This window comes from Bradyrhizobium sp. AUGA SZCCT0160 (assembly GCF_018130105.1).
GTDB lineage: Bacteria > Pseudomonadota > Alphaproteobacteria > Rhizobiales > Xanthobacteraceae > Bradyrhizobium.
Window position 1 is genome coordinate 278,184 of the sequence record NZ_JAFCMD010000003.1, and the last position, 19,553, is coordinate 297,736.

Annotated in this window: 17 protein-coding genes and 1 tRNA gene; 13 read left to right on the forward strand and 5 right to left on the reverse strand. The window is 63.2% G+C overall.

Going from position 1 to position 19,553, the window contains the following annotated elements; genetic code table 11:
* Nucleotides 1–45: 45 nt before the first annotated feature.
* The 3 genes from JQ558_RS07430 to JQ558_RS07440 form a co-directional block, all read right to left on the reverse strand.
* Complete coding sequence (locus tag JQ558_RS07430; protein ID WP_312014967.1) at nt 46–1,392, reverse strand: HlyD family type I secretion periplasmic adaptor subunit; 1,347 nt, start codon at nt 1,390–1,392, stop codon at nt 46–48.
* Between the two features lie 12 nt (nt 1,393–1,404).
* The gene (locus tag JQ558_RS07435) at nt 1,405–3,144 is read right to left on the reverse strand and encodes a type I secretion system permease/ATPase (protein WP_249142374.1); all 1,740 of its coding nucleotides are present in this window, start codon (nt 3,142–3,144) and stop codon (nt 1,405–1,407) included.
* A 66-nt stretch (nt 3,145–3,210) separates the two neighbouring features.
* A complete protein-coding gene (locus tag JQ558_RS07440) occupies nt 3,211–4,641 on the reverse strand; it encodes a calcium-binding protein (RefSeq protein WP_249142375.1) in 1,431 nt (476 codons plus the stop codon).
* 173 nt (nt 4,642–4,814) lie between these two features.
* On the opposite strand from JQ558_RS07440, the gene JQ558_RS07445 reads away from it, so the two are divergent.
* From JQ558_RS07445 to JQ558_RS07465, 5 genes are all read left to right on the forward strand, one after another.
* Nucleotides 4,815–5,054: a hypothetical protein gene (locus JQ558_RS07445; protein ID WP_212293251.1), complete on the forward strand. Its 240-nt coding sequence runs from the start codon at nt 4,815–4,817 to the stop codon at nt 5,052–5,054.
* A 239-nt stretch (nt 5,055–5,293) separates the two neighbouring features.
* Nucleotides 5,294–6,058, forward strand: a complete 765-nt coding sequence (locus tag JQ558_RS07450) for a Crp/Fnr family transcriptional regulator (protein ID WP_212293341.1) — start codon at nt 5,294–5,296, stop codon at nt 6,056–6,058.
* Nucleotides 6,059–6,495: 437 nt separating this feature from the next.
* A complete protein-coding gene (locus JQ558_RS07455; protein WP_212209906.1) occupies nt 6,496–7,002 on the forward strand; it encodes a 2Fe-2S iron-sulfur cluster-binding protein in 507 nt (168 codons plus the stop codon).
* Nucleotides 6,999–7,988 carry a xanthine dehydrogenase family protein subunit M gene (locus JQ558_RS07460; protein WP_212293252.1) on the forward strand — a complete coding sequence of 330 codons (990 nt, stop codon included), beginning with the start codon at nt 6,999–7,001 and terminating at the stop codon, nt 7,986–7,988. The genes JQ558_RS07455 and JQ558_RS07460 overlap by 4 nt, the downstream gene beginning before the upstream one ends.
* On the forward strand, nt 7,985–10,297 hold the full coding sequence (locus JQ558_RS07465; protein ID WP_212293253.1) for a xanthine dehydrogenase family protein molybdopterin-binding subunit: 2,313 nt from the start codon (nt 7,985–7,987) through the stop codon (nt 10,295–10,297). The genes JQ558_RS07460 and JQ558_RS07465 overlap by 4 nt, the downstream gene beginning before the upstream one ends.
* A gap of 102 nt (nt 10,298–10,399) precedes the next feature.
* On the opposite strand, the gene JQ558_RS07470 is transcribed toward JQ558_RS07465, so the two are convergent.
* Nucleotides 10,400–10,474, reverse strand: a tRNA-Thr gene (locus tag JQ558_RS07470).
* A gap of 268 nt (nt 10,475–10,742) precedes the next feature.
* Here JQ558_RS07470 and JQ558_RS07475 point away from each other — a divergent pair.
* The 4 genes from JQ558_RS07475 (at nt 10,743) to JQ558_RS07490 (ending at nt 14,933) form a co-directional block, all read left to right on the forward strand.
* Nucleotides 10,743–10,994: a hypothetical protein gene (locus JQ558_RS07475; protein WP_312014601.1), complete on the forward strand. Its 252-nt coding sequence runs from the start codon at nt 10,743–10,745 to the stop codon at nt 10,992–10,994.
* Between the two features lie 76 nt (nt 10,995–11,070).
* On the forward strand, nt 11,071–12,804 hold the full coding sequence (locus JQ558_RS07480) for an FAD-dependent oxidoreductase (RefSeq protein WP_212276666.1): 1,734 nt from the start codon (nt 11,071–11,073) through the stop codon (nt 12,802–12,804).
* 649 nt (nt 12,805–13,453) lie between these two features.
* Nucleotides 13,454–13,963, forward strand: coding sequence for a hypothetical protein (locus tag JQ558_RS07485; protein ID WP_212276665.1), 510 nt, complete (start codon nt 13,454–13,456; stop codon nt 13,961–13,963).
* Between the two features lie 145 nt (nt 13,964–14,108).
* Nucleotides 14,109–14,933: an alpha/beta fold hydrolase gene (locus JQ558_RS07490; RefSeq protein WP_212293254.1), complete on the forward strand. Its 825-nt coding sequence runs from the start codon at nt 14,109–14,111 to the stop codon at nt 14,931–14,933.
* Between the two features lie 27 nt (nt 14,934–14,960).
* Here the strand turns inward: JQ558_RS07490 and JQ558_RS07495 are convergent, their stop codons facing one another.
* Nucleotides 14,961–15,593, reverse strand: coding sequence for a TetR/AcrR family transcriptional regulator (locus JQ558_RS07495; protein WP_409410494.1), 633 nt, complete (start codon nt 15,591–15,593; stop codon nt 14,961–14,963).
* 98 nt (nt 15,594–15,691) lie between these two features.
* Here JQ558_RS07495 and JQ558_RS07500 point away from each other — a divergent pair, with 98 nt between their 5' ends.
* From JQ558_RS07500 to JQ558_RS07515, 4 genes are all read left to right on the forward strand, one after another.
* Nucleotides 15,692–16,630, forward strand: a complete 939-nt coding sequence (locus JQ558_RS07500) for an SDR family oxidoreductase (protein ID WP_212293255.1) — start codon at nt 15,692–15,694, stop codon at nt 16,628–16,630.
* 32 nt (nt 16,631–16,662) lie between these two features.
* Nucleotides 16,663–17,322, forward strand: a complete 660-nt coding sequence (locus tag JQ558_RS07505; protein WP_212293256.1) for an epimerase — start codon at nt 16,663–16,665, stop codon at nt 17,320–17,322.
* A 263-nt stretch (nt 17,323–17,585) separates the two neighbouring features.
* On the forward strand, nt 17,586–18,875 hold the full coding sequence (gene murA / locus JQ558_RS07510; RefSeq protein ID WP_212293257.1) for a UDP-N-acetylglucosamine 1-carboxyvinyltransferase: 1,290 nt from the start codon (nt 17,586–17,588) through the stop codon (nt 18,873–18,875).
* A gap of 102 nt (nt 18,876–18,977) precedes the next feature.
* A complete protein-coding gene (locus tag JQ558_RS07515) occupies nt 18,978–19,427 on the forward strand; it encodes a DUF2948 family protein (RefSeq protein ID WP_212276683.1) in 450 nt (149 codons plus the stop codon).
* Nucleotides 19,428–19,553: the final 126 nt, after the last annotated feature.

Genomic DNA, 19,553 nt, shown 5'->3' on the forward strand with positions numbered 1-19,553 from the left:
CTCCCTTGAAATAGTCGCGGCCCCGCCGGACCGGCTTGAATTGCTTCAACTCTCCCTAAAGGCACGATGAACCCGCAGGAACATCGGCTGCATGAGGTATTCGGCAAAAGTCCGTATACCCGTTTCGACGAACACTTCGACGGGAAGACCTGGCTTCAGTGTGGAAAGGTGGGGGTCCGCCTCGGGCGTCCGCTGCAGGTCAATTTCTGCCATGTAGGAGGTGACGCCGCTTTTCGCGTCGGTCAGCGCATCTGCTGCGACCGCTGTCACTTGACCTTCCAGTATCGGTCGGCGGCGAATATTGAGGGCCAGTATGCGGACGCGCGCGGGCTGCCCCGCGACGACTTCCTCACGATCCTGCGGCCGCAGCGAGGCCTCGATCACGAGGCGATCCTCCATGGGCACGATTTCCATCAGCGTTTCTCTCGGAGCCAGCACGGCATTCAACTCCCTGCTGTTGAGACGCACCACTCTGCCGGATTCGGGAGCCCGCAAGTCGGTCCTGGCAAGCTGCTCACGCAACACACCGATCCGGTGTCTTAAATCGCCGATCTCTTCACTGTTGGCATGAAGTTGCTTTGCAATATCCTGATTCTGATTGAGGCCTAGTTGTTTTCGCCGATCTTTCAGTTCGGAGATTTTCCCCTGGGTCTCGGCCAGTTGGGAGGCATTGCGCGCGATCTGGGCCTGCATATCAGCCTCGGCCCGCTTAAGGGCAAGCAGCCTTGGCTTACGTGCAAGTCCTTTCTGCAGGAGATAGCTGGTGTCGCGTATTTCTTCCTGAAGCAGTGACAGCTGTTGGGTCAAACTTCCAGTATTGCTTTCAAGTCCTCGGACCGAGTCCGTAAATTGCAGTATCTGTTGGTCGACAAGTTGACGCTCGCCTGAAAGTGCCGTTGATCGCGCCGCAAACTCGGCTTCCTGGCTATGTATGGCAGCCTTGGCTTCCGGACGCGATGAGTTCCGCAATTCGTCCGGATAGGAAACCGCGGAATCCTGATTTTGTTCTGCACGGAGTCGTGCATCCAGCGCGAGATCAGCAAACAATTTTGTCTCTAATACGCCAAGGCTGCCCTGAATCTGCGAGGTATCGAGCTTTGCGACAATCTGGCCGGCTTCGACCTGCTGGTTCTCGCGGACCAGAATGGCTTTCAGTATGCCGCCGTCGAAATGCTGCACCGCCTTGCGCTTCGACTGAACCTTGACGATGCCTGGCGCGATCACCGCGCTACGCAGTGGAACCAGTGTCGCCCAGAGTCCGAAGCCTCCGAACTCAATCGCCAGAAGGATACATCCCCATTTGATCAACCGCCGCGGATCGGACCTTGGTCGCTCCGCTGGCTCATTGACGATGGACCGGGCGAGGGGGATGTCATGCATATGGAATGTCACATCGTATACTCCCTAACCGGACAGTCTCGGGCGCTCCGGCTGACGCGTCGGGCGGCGTATCGGAGTGACCTCGGCAACGTGGGTCGGCAGGACGTCGGAAACGGCTCCGAATGCAACTTGGACACCGTCGCGCAGCAGCAGGACGTGATCCGCGACCGTCAGCAGCCGCGGGCGATGCGTCACGATGAGGAAACTGGCGCCGCGCGCCCGTGCATTGAGTATCGCCCCGCATAGCGCGGCCTCGCCCTCTGGATCGAGATTGGCATTGGGCTCGTCGAGCAAAATCAGCCGGCGATTGCCGAAAAATGCGCGCGCCAGACCGATGCGCTGCCGCTGACCACCGGACAGGCGATGACCGTCACGCCCGACTTGCGTTTGATATCCGCCTGGCATTGCCAGGATCATTTCATGCGCGCCGGCAAGGGTCGCAGCCGCAACGATATCCTCGTCGCGGACATTCTCTTCAAATCCAGAAATGGCTTCGGCCACGGTGCCGGCGAGCAGTTCCACGTCCTGGGGCAGATAGCCGATATATCGGCCAAGCTGGTCGGGATGCCAATTTTCCAGCAGGGCACGGTCAAGCCTGATCTCTCCAGCGCTTGGACGTTCGAGCGCTGCGGCCATCCGCAGCAGCGTGGACTTGCCGGCACCGGTCGGACCGACCACCACGACGATTTCGCCCGGACGGCAGCGGAAGCCAATTCCTGCCAGAATCGGCCGTCGCGTTTGGGGGGCGGCATAAACCAGCCGGCTTATTTCCAACAATCCGTTTGGCGGTGGCAGCTGTGTCCGGCGTGGCTGCAGGAACACCCAGTCGGCCGCTTCGCTGACGCTCTTCCAGGCCTGCTGTGCTGCCGTCATCCCGCGCCAGGCCGATATCAGGGTCTCCATCGGCTGCAGCGTGCGGCTGACCATGATCGAACTCGCGATCAGGGTGCCCAGCAGGACCTGGTTCTGCAAGACAAGCCACGCGCCCGTACCGATCGCGAGAATCTGCAGGATGGACCTCACCATCCGTGCCGCGGATGCGATCGCGGCGACCCGTTCGCTCGCGCGCACGACGGGTGCCAGTGCTTCATCGTTGACGCGCATGACCGCGCGGATGGCGCCTCCGGTCCAACCCATGGCCCTGATGAAATTGGCGTGGCGGACGACTCCATCCATCAGCGCCTGACAGCGCGCGGCCGCGCCGCTGGCTTGGGTCACTTCGGCACGGGCGATCCTGCTGCTCGCGTAACCCATTACCGACAGCAAGACAGCGCCAACCAGCACAATCGCGCCGTAGTACGGATGAATGAAGAAGAGGATCAGCACGAAGAACGGCAGAAACGGAGCGTCGACCAGGGTGATGAGGGCGCCGCTCGAAATGAAGTTCCGCAGCTCGCGAACCTTGACGATCTCGTGGGTGGTGCCTTCCCGGCGCCGGCCCGGATCGGCGATGGCCGCTTCCAGGACCAGCGGGGCGATGTGCTGCTCAAACCTTACCGCAAACCGGCTCAGCAGGCGGAACCGGAGTATGTCGAAGAAGGCGCTGAAGATCAGCGCTGCCACCCCGAGTACAGTCAAACCGATAAGGGTCTCTATACTGCCGCTGCTGATGACGCGATCGAAGACCTCGATGGCATAGAACGGCAAAACCAGCAGCAGCACGTTGACGGACACGCTGAATACCACGACCCACACCAGTGTGGATCGTCCTGGAACAGTTTCGAAAACTACGCTCTCTCGGGCTTGTTGGGACGTCCGACGCATTACCACACGGCCTGATTACTGCGGAAGAAGCGTAGGGCGGCACGGTGCCGCCCTACAGGGTCAGAATCAGACAACTTCGATGGCCGTATAACCGGCAGCGTCGTTGATATCGTCAATCGACGCAAAGGGAGTACCTCCTCCGGATACCCCATCGAGCGTGATGGTTCCGAAGCCGAAGTCGAGCGTGGTATTGGTTCCGTCGTCATCGACGATCACCGAGGCGGGATCGAAGCCGTCCACCGCGTTGACGCTGATGACGTCCTCGTCGCCGCTGAGGAAGTCCAGATCGGTCACTTCGTCGTTGCCGAAATCGGCACCGGTCCCGTCACCGAAGTTCATCGTATCCGTGCCCGCGCCGCCGGTAAGGACGTCATCGCCGGTTCCGCCGTCGAGAACATCGGCACCATTGCCGCCGTCGAGGGCATCGTCGCCCGCGCCGCCGTCGAGGGTGTCACTGCCAGCGCCGCCGGACAGTTCGTCGCTACCATCGCCGCCGCTCAGCGTATCTGCGCCATTGCCGCCGTCGAGCGTGTCGTCGCCGGCTGCGCCGGTCAACGCATCGTCGCCGGCACCTCCGGACATTTCGTCAGCGCCGTCGTTGCCGTTCATGACGTCGTTGCCGGCTCCGCCTTCCATCGTATCGTCACCGGCGCCGCCTGCCATCGTATCCACGCCATCGCCGCCGTCCATGTCGTCGTCACCATCACCACCGTTCAGCGTGTCGTCGCCGGCATCGCCACTGATGGTATCGTTGCCGGCGCCACCGTTCAGGGTGTCGATGCCCTCGCCGCCGCTCATGGTGTCGTTTCCCGCGCCACCATTCAGCGTATCGTCACCTGCGCCGCCTTGCATGGTGTCGTCACCGAGACCGCCGTTGAGGGTGTCGTTGCCGTCGCCGCCATCCATCGTGTCGTCGCCGAGACCGCCGGTCAGGGTATCATCACCAGCGTCACCGTTCATGGTGTCGTTGCCGACACCGCCCAAGAGCGTGTCAGCTCCCTCACCACCATTCATGGTGTCGTCACCGGCTGCGCCTACCAGGTCATCATCGCCGGCGCCGCCCGAAAGCACATCGGCACCCTGGCCGCCGTCGATATCGTCATCTCCCTCGCCGCCGTCGATCGTGTCGATGCCGGCACCGCCGTCGAGTTCGTCGTTGCCTGCGCCGCCATTGATCGTGTCGTCACCGGCATCACCGTCCACCTCGTCGTCGCCGTCACCGGCGTCGACGGTGTCATTACCTGCACCGCCGCTGACAATATCGTTGCCGGCGCCGGCGAGGATGGAGTCGTTGCCCTGATTGCCCTCCAGAGTGTCATTGCCGTCGCCGCCGTCGACCGCATCGTTACCGGCTCCGCCGCTGATCGTATCGTCGCCAGCCAGACCGCTCAGGTCATCGTTGCCAGCGAATCCGTTGATGGTATCGGCAAGCGCCGTGCCCAGCAGGACGTCGTCGCCAGGTGTGCCAGGGATAACTGCCATGATGTACTCCTCCAAATGATTCCGCGCCGATCAGTCAGAATGCGTTGCGGCGTTAGAACGAGGGATGTTCGGTTCTGGTTGTCTCCATAAGTTGAATTCTGGAGGCACCCGACGCTGAGCGTGTCGAGGTGTCGGATATCTCGCAATCCCCATCTGGGGACAAAACGGCTTCACCATTCGTGACGAAGATGTCTCTGTTCGTGATGAGGATGTCTCTCGGCGCTAGCCGACAGGCGATCAGAACCGCCGACAGGATTGAACTGTCGGAAGTTGGCCAGTTGCCCTTCGCCATTGAGTCATTCGGCGTCGCAGAGGACGGCTGTGTATTGCCGCCGGAAGCAGTTGTGAGCCGGTTCGCGATGAAGGCCCCGAAGCGGCGGGCCGCCAGCTACAACGAACCGGTGGCAGGCCCCCTGGCGGAACTTTGACCAGCGGGGCGCCGGCGTCGAAGCGATCCCGCCCGATCACCTGCGACGCCGCGTCAAGGGTCCGCCTTACCTTTACTGGCATGGCGCTTTAAGGTACTCAGCAAGTATCGTATCCCATGAAGGCCGCTCAAAGCCGGCACGATGAGAGTGGAGTTAGTGTCGGCGCAACGCAGAAGACATTCCTGCCAAAGGCATTCCAGGAGAGCTGCGTGTTCTTCTGAGCGAGGATGTCTCTCGTGATGGGACGTCCGGCGAGCACCGGTAATCGTCTTCTCGCCGCGTTGCCGCTGGCAGACCTCGCGTTGCTTGCGCCTCATCTCCAGAAGGTGTCGCTTGAACAGGACGCCGTGGTGATACGAGCGGGAGATCGACGCGACCATGTTTACTTTCCCCATAGCGGTGCCATCTCCTTCATGCTCGGCCTTCCGGCCGGAGAAACGATCGCAACTGCGGTAATCGGGCGCGAGGGAGCGATCGGCGCATTATCGGTGCTCGGACCCTCTTTCATGTCGTCCGTGACCGCGGTCGTGCGGGTGGGCGGCACCGCATCGCAAATCTCCGTGTCGCGGTTTCATGCAGCCTACATGAAGAGCGGCGCCATCAGACATGTGGTCGAGGCGCACACGAGATCGATACTCATGCAGTTCCAGCACGTCTCGGCCTGCAACGGACTGCACCCGGTCGAGGCCCGCATGGCCCGGTGGCTGCTTCACCTGCACGATCGAACCGAGGACAACAACACCCTGCCATTAACGCAGGAGACGCTTTCGCAGTTGCTCGGAGTGCGACGAACGACCGTGACGCAGGTGATCGCCAAACTCCGCGCCTTGGGTGCCATCAGATCCGTTCGGCGAGGCTTGGTCGAAATTGACAGGGCGCGGCTCGAGGAAGCAACCTGTGAATGCTACGACATCATACGCGGTGCAACCGATCGGATCGTCCCGGATGAAGTCGTGGGGTCGCACCCGCATTTTGCGTCGGCCGACACGCTCCACGGTGTATGATCGTTTTCAACCGTACGTAACGTGGTCTTTGTACCAGTGCGGTGGCCACTGATCCTTGGCAGCTTGGCCAAGATCGCTTGAACATCGGCCGGGATACGCTTTCGAAGTACCGGCTCGGAGCCAAGACGCTTAGCGAAACCTGTGTGTAACAGGCGCGGCGCGAAATACTCAATCCGTTCAGCAACCTGCTGATGAATGGACTGCTATCAAGCCGATGCTGCCGAACAGTCGCGCATCGGTCTGGAAAGCCTGGAAGGGCTTGCGCGCCAGGCGCCTGGATGGACATCGCGGCTTGTACCGCCATCGACAAGACCTCAGTGCGTAGCGTTCATTGTTGAGCGGCACAAAATGGAACCCGTGCCCTCAAGAAACGTTCATCGTTTCGTTCCCGCCCGATGCGGCGTGGGGCCTGATGCGTCATTGCCATGGAGCCGCCCATGCATTTTCTGATAAACGGCAAGTCCTTCGATTTCGAACTGGATGTTCGTCTTTCGCTGCTCGATCTTTTTCGCGAACACGTAGGACTCACCGGCACCAAGAAGGGTTGCAACCAGGGCGCCTGCGGGGCTTGCACGGTGCTGGTCGACGGTGAGCGGATCAACTCCTGCCTCGCGCTGGCGGTACAGTATCAGGGTCGTGCGATCACCACGGTTGAAGGCCTCGCGGAGGCCGGCCGTCTGCATCCGCTGCAGCATGCCTTCATGGAGCACGATGGCTTTCAATGCGGCTATTGCACGCCCGGCCAGCTCTGCTCCGCAGTCGGGATGGCCGACGAGATAGGGCGCGGCGTGCCGAGCGCGGTCACCACCGACCTGTCGGCCGAGACGATCGAACTCGACCATGATGAACTCCGCGAGCGAATGAGCGGCAACCTTTGCCGATGCGGCGCATACAACGGCATCGTCGAGGCGATCGCCGAGACCTTCGAGAAGGAATCAGCATGATTGAATTCAGCTATGCGCGCGCCGAAGATACGCCCGCGGCGATCCGGCTATCCAGCGCCGCCGCCCATCCCAAGTATCTCGGCGGCGGCACTAACCTCGTCGATTTGATGAGAGAGACCGTCGAGCAACCGGATGCGCTGGTCGACGTCACCGGGCTTTCGTCCGCTATCGAAGCGCGCGACGACGGCAGCCTGCTGATCGGTGCCGCTGCGAAGAATACCGCCGTCGCGGCAGACCGAGCAGTGCGGACGCGCTTTCCGATGCTGTCGCGCGCGCTCCTGGCGGGCGCGAGCGGACAAATCCGCAACATGGCCACGGTCGGCGGCAACATCCTGCAGCGCACCCGATGCAGCTATTTCTATGACGATGCCAGCCGCTGCAACAAGCGCGCGCCGGGTGCGGGATGCGACGCGATCGACGGCTTCAATCGGTATCACGCGATCCTCGGCGCATCGCCGGCTTGCGTCGCGACGCATCCTTCAGACATGTGTGTTGCGCTGGCGGCGCTCGACGCGATTGTTCATCTCGAAGGCCTCAACGGCCAGCGAACGATGAAGCTGGTCGACTTTCATCGGCTCCCCGGTGGCCGCCCCGACGTCGAGACCGAACTCGAAACCCACGAGCTGATCACCGCAATTGAGCTGCCGGCGCTGCGGTTCGCCGCGCGCTCGACCTACCGCAAGGTACGCGACCGGGCGAGCTATGCGTTTGCGCTCGTTTCCGTCGCCGCGGCCCTCGACCTCGACGCCGATGGCAAGGTTCGCGACGTGCGGCTGGCCATGGGCGGTGTCGCACACAAGCCTTGGCGAGCCTGGAAAGCGGAAAGCGCTTTGCGAGGGCAGCAGGCCACGCCCGGGAATTTCCGCGCCGCCGCCGAAGCAGAATTGGCCGAGGCTTCCGGTCTGCGGGACAACATGTTCAAGATTGAACTTGCCCGGCGGGTAATCGAGGCGGTGCTGAGCGAGCTGGCAGGAGAATTCGCATGAGCATCATCGAGAAGGCAATGCAGACCGCGATCCGTTTGACGCCGGAGAGCTGGCTTCCCGGCGGCACGCCCGACCCGCTGATGTACAAGCACGGTCTGATCGGCAGTCCGGTGACACGGATCGACGGACGGCTGAAGGTCGAAGGGAAGGCGCGCTTCGCCGCCGAGGTGCCGCTCGAGGGCATGGAGTATGCCGCACTGCTCTACAGCAGCATCGCGCGCGGGCGGATCGCGACGCTCGACACCACCGAAGCGGAGGCCTCGCCGGGTGTCACTCTCGTGATGACGCATCTCAATGCGCCGCGCATGAAGCCGCCGCCGGTGATCATGTCCTCGCCGAAGGCGGCCGGTCCGAGCGATCTGCCCATCATGCAGGATGCGGAGATCCACTGGAACGGCCAGCCGGTCGCGCTGGTGCTCGCCAAGACCCAGGAACAGGCGGATCATGCCAAATCGCTGGTGCGCGTTACCTACAACGCGGCGCCGGCCGTGATCTCCTTCGATGAGGCAAAGACGCATGCGCGGACTCCTGACAGCATCCTGGGCGAGGAGCCATCGATCGAGATCGGTGATGCCGAGGCGGCGCTCAAGCAAGCTGCGTTCAAGGTCGATCTGAGCTACCGCACGCCGCGCTATAATCACAACGCCATCGAACTGCACGCTGCGACAGTGGCTTGGGAGGGCGACAAGCTCGTCGTCCACGATGCAACGCAGATGGTGAACGCGACCGCCTGGACGTTGGCCCAGGTGTTCGGGCTCAAGGAGGCGCAAGTCCGGGTTATCTCGCCCTATGTCGGGGGCGGGTTTGGCGGCAAAGGGCTCTGGGATCATCAAATCCTCGCCGCTGCCGCGTCCAGGCTCCGCGGGCGGCCGGTGCGCATCATGTTGTCCCGCGAAGGCGTGTTCCGGATCGTCGGCGGCCGGACCACGACCGAGCAGCGCGTCGCACTCGGCGCCAAGGCGGATGGGACGCTTGCCGCGCTCATTCACACCGGCGTTGCGGCGATGACCACGCACAATGCCTGCCCGGAGCAATTTACCTTTCCGGCGCGCCACCTCTACGCAGCCGATACCATCAAGGTGGCGCAACAAGTCGCCGACATGGACATGCTCGCCAACACTTTCATGCGGGCGCCAGGCGAATCCGTCGGAACCTATGCGCTCGAATGCGCGCTCGACGAACTTGCCGAAGCGATGAAGCTCGACCCCATTGAACTGCGCCGGCGCATCGAACCTGAGAAGGATCCGACGTCGGGCGCAGCCTTTTCTTCGCGCAATCTCGTAGAGGCATACCGGCGCGGCGCCGAAAAGTTCGGCTGGGACCAACGGATCGCCACGCCGCGTTCCCGGCGAGAAGGCGAATGGCTGATCGGAATGGGCTGCGCGACCGCCACCTATCCATATTACCGGATGCCGGGTGGCGCGGCGCGCATTCGGCTCACCGCCGATGGCCGCGCGCTTGTCCAGATGGCCAGCCATGAAATGGGCATGGGCACGGCTACCGTGCAGGCGCAGCACGCGGCCGAGCGGCTCGGCCTCAAGTTCGAGGATGTAACGTTCGATTATGGCGACACGTCCCTGCCGTCCGGCACGCTCGCCGGCGGCTCGTCGCAGACCGCCTCGATCGGGGCGGCCGTCATCGCGGCGACGGACGCGCTCACGAAAGAATTGCTCAAGCTCGCCGGCAACGATTCCCCGCTGGCCGGCCTCAAGCCGGAAGAGGTCGAGGCGCGCGACGGTGGTTTGTGCAAATGCGACGAGCCGGATCGGTGGGAGAGCTACGTCTCGATACTGCAACGCGCCAAACGCGACGAGGTGGTCTGCGAGGTGGAGGCGCCGATGCCGCTCGAGGTGCAGAAGTATTCGATGCATTCGTACGGTGCGCAATTCTGTGAGGTCCGTGTGAGTGACGTCACCGGCGAGACGCGGGTGTCCCGCTTCCTTGGATCATTCGATGCCGGCCGCATCCTCAATGCCAAGCTGGCGGCAAGCCAGTTCAAGGGCGGCATCATCATGGGTCTGGGTCTCGCTCTGACGGAAGAGACCCTGTTTGATGAGCGCTCGGGCAGGATCATGAACCCGTCGCTCGCCGAATATCATGTTCCGGTTCACATGGACGTACCGGTCATCGACGTCATCTGGAACGATATCCCGGACCCGCACAGCCCATTGGGCGCGCGCGGAATAGGCGAGATCGGTATTACAGGTGTTGGCGCCGCCGTCGCAAACGCGGTGTACAACGCCACCGGCAAGCGCATCCGTGAACTACCGATTACGCTGGATAAATTGTTGCTCGCAGATCGGCTTTAGGACGGGAGGCATGAGGGGGAAATCCCGGCCAAACAACTGAGCTGGCCGAAAACTTAACGCGCTGAAATCCGCTGATTTTTCAAGTTTTTCGACTGAGACGAATGGTGCTGCCAGACAGGATTGAACTGTCGACCTCTCCATTACCAATGGAGTGCTCTACCACTGAGCTACGGCAGCATGCCCGGTATTCAAGGAATCGGCCCAAAAGGCCCCTGCAGGCGGGCGGTTCTTGCCACAACGACCCCTCCGGTGCAAGCACGCGGCGGGGCTCGAAAGCGCCCAAAACGGGCAAAATTCTTTGCAGGACGCCGCTTGGCGGGCAATCGGGCCGACTCCGGGCCAATCCGGTTCCATTTCGTCGGTGGACGGCCTCCGGCGCCCGCGCGGACGAATCATCGTGGCCGGTCCGGGGAGGCGATTGCGCGGTGGCCGGGCGAAATCCAATATGATCGAAGGAGAAAAGAGCCGCGACGGCGTAGGTAACAGGCCCAGGATGCAGGACGATCAGGATAAACAAGCGGGAACGGCAAAGCCGGTCGTGAAGGATTCGCGACAGCAGCGCTTGAAGCTGGCGCTGCGCGAAAATCTCAAGCGGCGGAAGTCGCAGGCGCGCGGGCGCAGCGATGAAGCTGGCGCACCTTCCGAAAGCACCGATGCCTCCCTAGATGACGCAGGCGGAGTAAAGCCGGGCCAGTAGCGGACAGGAAAATTTCCCGCCGCTCGCCGGGTGGCCAGCTCTCCGCAAGAAAGCTGAGCTCTTTTTGGGTGGCGAGATGAGTGCAGACACCACGACAGCCGGTCCGGCGGCCGGCCAGGCTTCCTTCGCCTTTCCGCGCCACGAACAGACCTTCCCGACGCTGACGTCGCACGAAATCGAGCGCATGCGCCGGTTCGGCGAATTGCGCAGCTACAAGCACGGCGAAACGCTGTTCGAGACCGGCAAGCCCGGACCCGGCATGTTCGTGGTGCTGTCGGGCCATGTCGCGATCACGCTGCGCGACGGCCTCGGCCATATCACGCCCGTCATCGATCAGTGCGTTGGACAATTCGTGGCCGAGATCGGCCAGCTCTCCGGCCGCGTCGCGCTGGTCGACGGCCATGCCGAGGGCGATGTCGAGACGCTGCTGATTCCGCCGGACCGGTTGCGGGCGCTGCTGATGGCCGAGGCCGATCTCGGCGAGCGCATCATGCGCGCGCTGGTGCTGCGCCGGGTCAGCCTGATCCAGGGCGGCGTCGGCGGCCCGGTGCTGATCGGGCCGGCCTCGCTCGGCGACATGGCCCGCTTGCAGAATTTTTTGACGCGCAACGGCCAGCCGCATCATCTGCTCGACCCCGAGACCGACAAGGATGCCGCCGATCTCGTCGAGCGTTATTCGGCCGCGCGCAGCGACCTGCCGCTGGTGGTCTGTCCTGACGGCACCGTGCTGCGCAATCCGTCAGAAACCTCGCTGGCGCTCGCGATGGGCATGATCACCAACCATGCACATGACAAGCTCTACGATGTGGCCGTGGTCGGCAGCGGTCCGGCCGGGCTTGCCACCGCCGTCTATGCGGCGTCGGAAGGGCTGTCGGTCGCGGTGTTCGATTCGCGCGCCTTTGGCGGACAGGCCGGCGCCAGTGCGCGGATTGAGAACTATCTGGGATTCCCGACCGGCATTTCCGGCCAGGCGCTGGCCGGACGGGCCTACAACCAGGCGCAGAAATTCGGCGCCGAGATGCTGATCCCGGTCTCCATCCGCTCGCTGGACTGCACGAAGCCCGATGGCCTGTTCGCGCTGGCGACCGAATGCGGGCAGTCGCTGAAAGCCAAATCGGTCGTGGTCGCGAGCGGCGCGCGCTACCGCCGGCCCGATATCGAAAACCTCGACGCTTATGAGGGCCGCGGCGTCTGGTACTGGGCCTCGCCGATCGAGGCCAAGCTCTGCGTCGATCAGGACGTCGTTCTGGTCGGCGGCGGCAACTCCGCCGGCCAGGCCGCGGTGTTTCTGTCCAGCCATGCGCGGAAAGTCTACATGATCATCCGCGGCGGCGGCCTCGGCGCCAGCATGTCGCACTATCTCATCGAGCGCATCGAAGCGACTGACAACATCGAACTGATCTTCAATGCCGAGGTGGTCGGCCTCGAGGGCGAGGACGCCGCGCTGCGGCGCGTGCGCTGGCGCAGCCGTCTGGCGCCGGACGAGGTGCAGAGCCTCGACATCCGCAATCTCTTTCTGTTCGTCGGCGCCGACCCCGCGACCGGCTGGCTCGAAGGCTGCGGCGTCAAGGTCGACCGCGCCGGTTTTGTTCTCACCGGCGTCCAAGGAATCGTCCAAGGCAGCGTCCAAGGCGGCCAAAATGCCGAGCGTCCGGTGCCGTTTTTGGAAACCACCGTGCCCGGCGTGTTCGCGGTCGGCGACGTGCGCTCCGGCTCGGTCAAACGTGTCGGCGGCGCGATCGGCGAGGGCGCGCAGGTGGTGGCGGCATTGCACGGCTTTCTCGCCGATGGTTCGAAGCCGGCGCTCTAGGTTCAGTACCCCATTACTGCGTGGCTTTTGCCGACCAATGTTGATGCTTCGCGCGCCATTTCGGGCCGGGGCCACGCATGTAGTGCAACTCGGGCCGGTAGCTATCGCGTGCGTCCAGCGCCAGGTTTTGAACGATGCTGGCGAAGTCGGAGGCTGTCTGAGCCGCCTTGCGAGCTAAGCCTGAGATTGCGGACCAGCGCGCAGAGGCCGGTGCGCACGCACGAGATATGACGGTGCTGTTCCATGCCATCTCTATTCTCCATCGGTTGGATGTGGGCACCGTGATTAACTAACGGTTCGAAGCTGCATCTGCGCCAGACCGATTGCCGAACCTGTCGAGTGATTGCTGCCAACGTCTGCGTCTCAAACGGCCGCTCCGGGTTGGGCAGTCAGGCGAAGCGCCGGCCAGCCGGCGTTCGCAGCAATCGCTCGACAGGTTCGGCAATCACTCTGGCGCAGCCGCGGCTCCGATCGTTCATGGTGCCGACATCCAACCGAAGGGAGAAAAATGTGGTTCGGAAAGCATCGTCGACGCTGGCCCCGCGCGTTACCGCACATGCCTGCCCTGCCGAAGCTGCAACGAACGCATGTGGCAATTTCTTGCGCTCCGTCGTAACGTTCGGCGGGTTTCCAACGAAGGGGGCACTTCATGATACTGGGTATGAGCATCGCGACATTTGTTCTCGTCCATGTCGCCATCAGTTTGATCGCAATCGTGACAGGCCTCATCGTGATGTTCGGAATGCTCGGCTCGAAGCGGCAGCCGGGGCTGACCGCGATCTTCCTGCTGACCACGATCCTGACCAGCGCCACCGGCTTTGTGATTCCGCCGCTGCTGTTCGAGAAGATGTTGCCGTCGCATTTGTTCGGCCTGCTCTCGCTGGTGCTGCTGGCGATCGCCTGCTTCGCGCTCTACATCATGAACCTGCGTGGGGCCTGGCGCTGGATCTACGCGCTGACCGCGCTGGTGGCGCTCTATCTCAATGTGTTCGTGCTGGTGGTCCAGTCGTTCCTGAAGGTGCCGGCGCTGCATGCGCTGGCGCCGAGCGTGCCGCCGGCCGAGCCGCCCTTTGCGGTCGCGCAGGGCATCGTGCTGGTGTTCTTCGTGATCGTGATCATCGGTGTCATCCGGCGCTACCGGCCGGCGATGGCTGTTTGATTTCGTCATTCCGGAGCGACGCGTAGCGTCGAACTACGATGTGCAATCGCACATCGGAGAATCTCTTGCCAAATAACTTCTGGATTCCGGGTCCACGCTTGCGCGTGTCCCGGAATGACGGGTGCAGACAAAAAGGAGTTTCCCCATGCCCATGATCACAACAAAAGACGGCGTCGACATCTTCTACAAGGACTGGGGCTCCGGCCAGCCGATCGTGTTCAGCCACGGCTGGCCGCTGTCGGCAGACGACTGGGACGCGCAGATGCTGTTCTTCCTCCACAACGGCTTTCGCGTCATCGCCCATGACCGCCGCGGCCATGGCCGCTCTGCCCAAGTCGGCGACGGCCACGACATGGACCATTATGCCGACGACCTCGCGGCGGTGACGGCGCATCTCGATCTGAAGAACGCGGTGCACGTCGGTCATTCCACAGGCGGCGGCGAGGTGGTGCATTACATTGCCCGCCACGGCGAGAGCCGGGTCGCGAAGGCCGCGATCCTCAGCGCGGTGCCGCCGCTGATGGTGAAGACGCCGGCCAATCCGGGCGGCCTGCCGAAGGATGTCTTCGACGGATTCCAGGCTTCGCTCGCCGCCGGCCGCTCGCAATTCTATCGCGACATCGCCGCCGGTCCGTTCTACGGCTACAACCGGCCCGGCGCCAAACCCTCCGAGGCCGTGATCGAGAATTGGTGGCGGCAGGGCATGATGGGCGGCGCCAAGGCGCATTACGACGGCATCGTCGCATTTTCGCAGACCGATTTCACCGAGGACCTGAAGAAGATCAATGTGCCCGTGCTGGTGATGCATGGCGACGACGACCAGATCGTGCCCTACGCCGACTCCGCACCGCTCTCGGCAAAACTCCTGAAGAACGGCATACTGAAGACCTACAAGGGTTTTCCGCACGGCATGCCGACCACCGAAGCCGCGACGATCAACGCGGACCTGCTCGCCTTCATCAAGGGATGAGGGGAGGTTTGCTCCCGATACGGGCGGTCAATCGAAGATCGCCCGCATCGCCGCAAACATTCGCTTCACCATCGCTTCCGGCTTTTCGCGCGCACCCTCGGCGGTCCAGAGTTCATCGCCGATCCGCATCGCGCCCGTCGTGATCATGGCGACCAGCCGAGCCTGAAGCCGTTCCGTCTTATGGCCGGCGCGCTTGCCGAGCGCATCGGCCAGGGTGCGCTCAAGCATTTCGTATTTGACCTGATTGCGTGCTTGCAAAGCCGGGTTGTCGCGCTTGAGCCGCGCCATCGCAATTGCTTCGCTGGGGTCGAGCTGCCTGACCATCGCCGCAATCGCGTTCTCCGCGGCCGTGAGCATGTTTTCGCCGGCAGGCCGCGCGGCCACCGCGGCAATCAACGCCGTCATGATCTCTTCCTGCCACGCGAAAACGACGTCTTCCTTCGAAGCGAAATAGTGGAAGAAGCTGCGACGCGAGACGTCGGCCGCGGCTGCGATGTCGTCGAGCGTGGTTGCGTCGAACCCGCGTTCCAGGAACAGCATCATCGCGGCGCGGGTCAGCCGCTCGCGCGTTTGCTGGCGCTTCCGGGCCCGCAGACCGGGGGCGGGGGTAGCGGATTTTGTCTTTGATATCCTCGACTTAGTCTGCTTGTGGGCCTTCACCGGAAATCCTCAAATTTTTCACCTCTTGCAAATTTGCACTTGGTGCACATTTGGAGCGTCGCCGACGAATCAACCCCCGAGACAGGAGAGATATAAGCATGAGCGGCTGGACCATTGGCGACATTCCGCCCCAGCACGGCAGGACTGCCGTCATCACCGGCGCCACCGGCGGCCTCGGTTACGAAACGGCACTGGCGCTCGCCGGCGCCGGCGCCACGGTGGTGCTCACCGGCCGCAGCGACGCCAAGGGACGCGCGGCGCTCGAGCGTATCGCCGCGCAATTTCCCAAGGCCAGCACCAGCTATGAAACGCTCGATCTGGCCAGTCTCAGTTCCGTCGCCGATTTTGCCGCACGCTTTGCCGGCGCTCACAATTCGCTTGATCTGCTCATCAACAACGCCGGCGTGATGGCGCTGCCGGCGCGGCAAGCCACCGTCGATGGTTTTGAGGCGCAGCTCGGCACCAACTATCTCGGCCATTATGCGCTTACCGCGCGTTTGCTTCCGCTGCTTCGCCGCGCCAGTCAGCCCCGCGTGGTCAATCTTTCCAGCCTCGCGCATCGCTCGGGCGCGATCAATTTTGACGATCTGCAGAGCGCGCAGTCCTATACGCCCTGGAAAGCATACTGCCAGTCGAAGCTGGCGATGCTGGTGTTTGCGCTGGAACTTCAGCGCAGAAGCGATGCCGCCGGTTGGGGGCTGATGAGCAATGCCGCGCATCCCGGCTATGCCCGTACCGACTTGATAGACAATGGACCGGGCGCCAAGGGCTTGCTGTGGCGGCTCAGCAAATCTCTTCAGCCCCTTATGAGTCACTCGGCCGCCGAAGGCGCGTTGCCGACCTTGTTTGCCGCGACCTCGGCGGCGGCGAGGGCGGCTGGCTATTACGGCCCGAACGGGTTCTATGAAATGAAGGGGCTCCCGGCGGCGGCGAAGATCATGCCGCACGCGAAAGACAAAGCCGCGGCGGCCCGGCTCTGGGATGTCTCGGCCGCGCTGACCGGTGTATCGTTCGATCAAATCGCGGCCGCGGCCTGAACGCATAGCGCCGCGGCGCGGGGAGAAACCCGATGAAAGTGATTTTGTTCGGCGCCACCGGATTGGTCGGGCAGGGCGTGCTCCGCGAATGCCTGCTCGACGCCGGCGTCGAGCGCGTGCTGGTGGTCGGGCGCACGCCGACCGGGCAGCAGCACGGCAAGCTTCGCGAAGTCTTGCATAAGGACTTCACGGACTACGCCGCAATCGAATCCGATCTTGCCGGATATGACGCCTGTTTCTTCTGCCTCGGCGTTTCCTCCGTCGGCATAGACGCCGAGCGCTACCGGCATCTGACCTATGACGTCACGATGGCCGCGGCGAAGACGCTGGTTCGGCTCAACCCCGGCATGGTGTTCACTTACGTGACCGGCCGCAGCACGGACTCGACCGAACAGGGCCCTCTGCGTTGGGCGCGGGTCAAGGGCAAGACCGAAAACGATCTGCTCAAGCTACCGTTCAAGGCTGCTTACATGTTCCGGCCCGCCGGCATCCAGCCGTTGCACGGCGTGCGCTCGAAGACAGCATGGATACAAGCGATGTATGTCGTCGCCGCGCCGCTGTGGTCCTATCTGGCCCGCACCTCGCCTAAATTCATGACCACCAGCGAAAAACTCGGCCGCGCCATGATCAAGGTCGCGCGCGATGGCTATCCGAAGCGGGTGCTGGAGAGCGAGGATATCAACGCGGTGTAACTGTCGTCCCGGCGAACGCCGGGACCCATACGCCGCGGCGCCAATGTTTTTTGCACGCTGATCGACGGCTTCGCTTCAACAATAGATGACCGGGGTTTAGGGTCCCTGCGTTCGCATGCGTTCGCAGGGACGACGGATCGTGTTACCCCAGCATGATGGCGAATGGACAAGGCCCAATCCCATCAAATAGCCGCAAACTTCAAGGCTTTTGCCATCGGGGTTTCGCGGCCCCCATACGTTCTGCATAACAAAAGGGGGGTGGCATGGACCGCATTCGGATTGTCGGCGGAAGCCCGCTCAACGGCACCATCGCGATTTCGGGCGCGAAGAATGCCGCGCTGCCGCTGATGATCGCGGGGCTGCTCACCGAGGAAACCCTTGTTCTCGACAACGTGCCGCGGCTTGCCGATGTCGCGCAGCTGCAGCGTATCCTCGGTAATCACGGCGTCGATATCATGTCCGCGGGCAAGCGGCCCGGCGACCGCGAATATCAGGGACAGACGCTGCATATTTCGGCGGCTGATATCATCGACACGACCGCGCCTTACGAGCTGGTGTCGCGGATGCGCGCCAGTTTCTGGGTGATCGCGCCGCTGCTGGCGCGGATGCACGAGGCGAAGGTCTCGCTGCCGGGCGGCTGCGCGATCGGCACGCGGCCGGTTGACCTGCTGATCATGGCGCTGGAGAAACTCGGCGCCGATATCACCATCGACGCCGGCTATGTGGTGGCGAAAGCGCCGGGCGGCCTGCGCGGCGCGTCGATCGATTTCCCCAAGGTGACGGTCAGCGGCACCCATGTCGCGCTGATGGCGGCGACGCTGGCCCAAGGCACGACCGTCATCGACAACGCGGCCTGCGAGCCCGAGATATCAGACGTCGCCGACTGCCTGAACAAGATGGGCGCGCGCATCACCGGCGCCGGTACGCCGCGCATCACGGTCGAGGGCGTGGAAAAGCTGCACGGCGCACGGCATACCGTGCTGCCCGACCGCATCGAGGCCGGCACCTATGCGATGGCGGTGGCGATGACCGGCGGCGAGGTGCAACTGGCTGGCGCGCGGCCGGAGCTGCTGCAATCGGCGCTCGACGTGTTGACCGAGGCGGGCGCCGTCATCACCGTCAACAAGGATGGCATAAAAGTTTCCCGCAACGGTGCGGGGATCAAGCCGGTCAACGTGTCGACCGCGCCGTTCCCGGGCTTCCCGACCGATCTGCAGGCGCAGCTGATGGCGCTGATGGCCTGCGCCGGCGGCTCCTCGCAGATCACCGAAACCATTTTCGAAAACCGCTTCATGCATGTGCAGGAGCTGGCGCGGTTCGGCGCGAAGATTTCGCTCGACGGCGAAACCGCCACCATCGACGGCACCGCGAGCTTACGCGGCGCGCCGGTCATGGCGACCGACCTGCGCGCGTCGGTGTCGCTGGTGATCGCCGGCCTTGCCGCCGAAGGCGAAACCATGGTCAACCGGATCTATCATCTCGACCGCGGGTTTGAGCGGCTGGAGGAAAAACTGTCGGCCTGCGGCGCCTCGATCCAGCGCATCAGCGACTGACGTGTATCCCGCAAAAGCATGTCCTTGGACTTGATCCGGGGATGGGAACCGGTTTTTGCGGCTAGGCTACGCCCAAATTAAAGGTAAAGTTGGCGCATGGGTTTGCCTGAACAGCTCAAACTGATCGCGCTCGATTCCGATGATCTTTCGGTGATCTCGGCGCATGTCCAGGATGCCCGGGTGCAGGCCTCCGACATCGTCTGGCGGCAGGATGAAAAACGCCTGGTGGTCGGCATGAACAGGCTCGACTGGGAGCAGACGCTGTCCGGCGGCACCACCCCGCGGCGGACGATCGCAGCATTGCGCTTCGACCGGGTGCTGGCCTGCAAGTCGCGCAATATCGATCTGGATGCGCCGGACGCCGTGCTGGAACTGGTCGGGATCGAATTCCACCCCGGCGAGGCCCCCGGCGGCAGCGCCTTGCTGCTGTTCAGCCATGGCGGAGCGCTGCGGCTGGACGTCGAATGCCTGGAATGCGAGCTGACCGACCTCGGCGCTGACGACCTCGGCACCAGCGATATCGGCATCGCGCCGTCCGGGCAGGAGGCCTGAAAAGCCCCTCATTGTCGTCCCGGCGAAGGCCGGGCCCCATAACTACAGCTGGTTGCTGCTGCACCGGGCTGTGGCTCCAGCCTTTTCAAGAACAAGCGATGGTGGCTATGGGTCCCCCGATGCGCA

Coding starts and splice junctions, on each gene's coding strand:
- JQ558_RS07435 (WP_249142374.1), bottom strand. CDS start 3,144: ATGCGTCGGACGTCCCAACAAGCCCGAGAGAGCGTAGTTTTCGAAACT.
- JQ558_RS07445 (WP_212293251.1), top strand. CDS start 4,815: ATGTCTCTGTTCGTGATGAGGATGTCTCTCGGCGCTAGCCGACAGGCG.
- JQ558_RS07450 (WP_212293341.1), top strand. CDS start 5,294: ATGGGACGTCCGGCGAGCACCGGTAATCGTCTTCTCGCCGCGTTGCCG.
- JQ558_RS07455 (WP_212209906.1), top strand. CDS start 6,496: ATGCATTTTCTGATAAACGGCAAGTCCTTCGATTTCGAACTGGATGTT.
- JQ558_RS07460 (WP_212293252.1), top strand. CDS start 6,999: ATGATTGAATTCAGCTATGCGCGCGCCGAAGATACGCCCGCGGCGATC.
- JQ558_RS07465 (WP_212293253.1), top strand. CDS start 7,985: ATGAGCATCATCGAGAAGGCAATGCAGACCGCGATCCGTTTGACGCCG.
- JQ558_RS07475 (WP_312014601.1), top strand. CDS start 10,743: ATGATCGAAGGAGAAAAGAGCCGCGACGGCGTAGGTAACAGGCCCAGG.
- JQ558_RS07480 (WP_212276666.1), top strand. CDS start 11,071: ATGAGTGCAGACACCACGACAGCCGGTCCGGCGGCCGGCCAGGCTTCC.
- JQ558_RS07485 (WP_212276665.1), top strand. CDS start 13,454: ATGATACTGGGTATGAGCATCGCGACATTTGTTCTCGTCCATGTCGCC.
- JQ558_RS07490 (WP_212293254.1), top strand. CDS start 14,109: ATGCCCATGATCACAACAAAAGACGGCGTCGACATCTTCTACAAGGAC.
- JQ558_RS07500 (WP_212293255.1), top strand. CDS start 15,692: ATGAGCGGCTGGACCATTGGCGACATTCCGCCCCAGCACGGCAGGACT.
- JQ558_RS07505 (WP_212293256.1), top strand. CDS start 16,663: ATGAAAGTGATTTTGTTCGGCGCCACCGGATTGGTCGGGCAGGGCGTG.
- murA (WP_212293257.1), top strand. CDS start 17,586: ATGGACCGCATTCGGATTGTCGGCGGAAGCCCGCTCAACGGCACCATC.